At 71.1% G+C, this 2,921-nt stretch carries 1 protein-coding gene; it reads left to right on the top strand.

Annotated features, from left to right (window positions below; translation table 11 throughout):
- Positions 1–24: 24 nt before the first annotated feature.
- A partial coding sequence (locus tag ACWCXC_RS37370; RefSeq protein WP_450891810.1) for an AMP-binding protein occupies positions 25–2,921 on the top strand: 2,897 nt, incomplete at its 3' end.

The following is a 2,921-nucleotide window of genomic DNA, read 5'->3' as shown; positions in this document are numbered from 1 at the left end:
GCTGCGGAACGTCTCCCTTCGTACATGGTCCCCTCGGCAGTCGTCGTCCTGGACGCGCTGCCGCTGAACGTCAACGGCAAGCTCGACCGCAAGGCCCTCCCGGCACCCGAGTACGCCACCGGTAGCGGACGCGGCCCGTCCAACGCCCGCGAGGAGATCCTCTGCGCGGCCTTCGCCGAGGTCCTGGGACTCGACGCCGCAGAAAACGGAGACAGAAACGGAAGCGGAAATGGGACCGGGACCGGCGTCGGCGTGGACGACGACTTCTTCCGGCTCGGCGGCCACTCCCTCCTCGCGATCCGCCTGGTCGCCCTGCTCCGCAAGCGCGGAGTCACGGTCTCCGTCCGGGCCCTCTTCGACGCCCCGACCCCGGCCGGCCTCGCCGCCTCGACGGGTGCCGAGCAGGTCGCCGTACCGGCCAACCTGATCCCGGCCGACGCGACCGCGATCACCCCCGACATGCTGCCGCTCGTCGACCTCACCGCCGACGAGATCACGCGGATCGTCGCCACCGTCGACGGCGGCGCGGCGAACATCGCGGACGTCTACCCGCTGGCCCCCCTCCAGGAAGGCTTGCTCTTCCACCACCTCCTCGCCGAGGGCGGCAAGGACACATACGTGATGCCGACGGTCGTCGAGTTCGACAGCCGTGACCGCCTCCACGCGTTCACCGACGCTCTGCAGCAGGTGGTCGACCGGCACGACATCTACCGCACCTCGATCGTGTGGGAGGGCCTGCGCGAGCCCGTCCAGGTCGTACGGCGGCAGGCGACCCTGCCCGTCGACCTCGTCACCCTGGATGCCGAGGCCGGCGACCCGGTGCCGCAGCTCCTGGCCGCCGGCGGCGACTCGATGGACCTGGACCGCGCCCCGCTGATCCGCGTCCACGCGGCCCGCGTGCCCGGCGGACAGCAGTGGCTGGCCCTGGTGCGGATCCACCACATGGTGCAGGACCACACCGCCCTTGAGGTCATGCTCGCCGAGGTCAACGCGTTCCTCACCGGACGCGAGAGCACCCTCGCCGAACCGCTGCCCTTCCGGAACTTCGTCGCCCAGGCCCGCGCGGGAGTCACCACCGGCGAGCACGAGCGCTACTTCGCCGAACTCCTCGCCGACGTCACCGAGACCACGGCCCCCTTCGGCCTGGTCGACGTCCACGGCGACGGCACAGGCACGACCCGCGCCCGGGTCGTTTTCGGTGACGACCTCCACGCCCGGCTGCTCGCCGTCTCCCGCCGCCTCGGCGCCAGCCCCGCCACTCTTCTGCACCTGGCGTGGGCGCGCGTCCTCGCTGCGGTCAGCGGCCGCGAGGACGTCGTCTTCGGCACCGTGCTGTTCGGCCGGATGAACGCCGGCACGGGCTCCGACCGGGTCCCCGGCCCGTTCCTCAACACGCTTCCGGTCCGGGTACGCACTGACGCGCTCGGCGTCCTGACGGCCGTCGCCGCGATGCGCGGCCAGCTCGCGGAGCTGCTTGAGCATGAGCACGCGCCGCTGACAGTGGCCCAGCAGGCCAGCGGGGTGGCCGCCGACGCGCCGCTGTTCACCGCCCTGTTCAACTACCGTCACAACAGCGGCGGCACGACGGAGACCGGAACCGGAACCACAACCGGAACCGAGGCTGGGACCGAGGCGCCCCAGGTACGCGACGAGCGACTCGACGGCATCCGCAGGGTCTTCTTCGAGGAGCGCACCAACTACCCCCTGATGGTCTCGGTCGACGACAACGGCGACCGGATCTCGCTCGCCGTCCAGGCGGTCGCCCCGATCGACCCGGAGACCGTTGGTCTCTCGCTGCGCACGACCGCGCAGAACCTGGTCACCGTCCTCGAATCGGCTCTCGACCACGACGAGGACGTCCCGCTCCGCTCCGTCCAGGTCCTGGACGAGACCGAACGCCACCGTGTCGTGTCCGAGTGGAACGACACGGCGGTCGAGTTGCCGGGGGGTGTGCTGCCTGAGCTGTTCGAGGCGCAGGTGGTGCGGACGCCGGAGGCGGTCGCGGTGGTCTCGGGTGGTGTGGAGGTCTCGTACGCGGATCTCGACGCCCGCGCGAACCGGCTGGCCCGTCACTTGGCGGCCCTGGGCGTGGGTCCTGAGTCGTTCGTCGGTGTCTGCTTGGAGCGTGGCGTCGACTCGGTCGTGGCGCTGCTTGCGGTGTTGAAGTCCGGGGGTGCGTATTTGCCGATCGATCCGGGCTACCCGGCGGAGCGGATCGCGTACATGCTGGGCGATGCGCGGCCGGCTGTGGTTCTGGCCTCGGCGGGCACGGCGAGGGCCGTCCCGGAGTCGGATGCGACGACCGTCGTGGCCGTCGACGGGCTGGACCTGACTGCCCTCCCGGCCGGCCCGCTGGGTACGCGTATCCGTCCCGAGCACCCGGCGTACGTGATCTACACCTCGGGTTCGACGGGCCGCCCGAAGGGCGTGGTCGTGGAGCACCGGTCGGTGGCCGGTCTGCTGGGCTGGGCGGCGCGGGAGTTCGGTGGTGAGGACTTCCGGCGTGTTCTGGTCTCCACGTCCTTCAACTTCGACGTGTCGGTCTTCGAGCTCTTCGGGCCGCTGGTTTCCGGCGGCACGGTGGAAGTCGTCCCTGACCTTCTCGCTCTGGCGGACACCGACATGCCGGTCGGTGACGTCAGTCTGGTCAGCGGTGTGCCGTCGGCCTTCGCGCAGATGGTGGCTGCGGGGGAGATCCAGGCCCGCCCCCGCACGGTGGTCCTGGCGGGTGAGGCGCTGACGGCGGACGCCGTCGCCGGCATCCGTACGACCCTCCCCGGCGCCCGGGTCGCCAACATCTACGGCCCCACCGAGGCCACGGTCTACTCCACGGCCTGGTACGCGGACGACGACGTCGAAGGCGTGGTCCCGATCGGCCGTCCGATCTCGAACGCCCGTGTGTATGTCCTGGACGGTGCTCT

The organism is Streptomyces sp. NPDC001515 (assembly GCF_053597115.1).
Note: the sequence above shows the minus strand (reverse complement) of the source record. Positions and strands in the feature narration are given on the sequence as shown.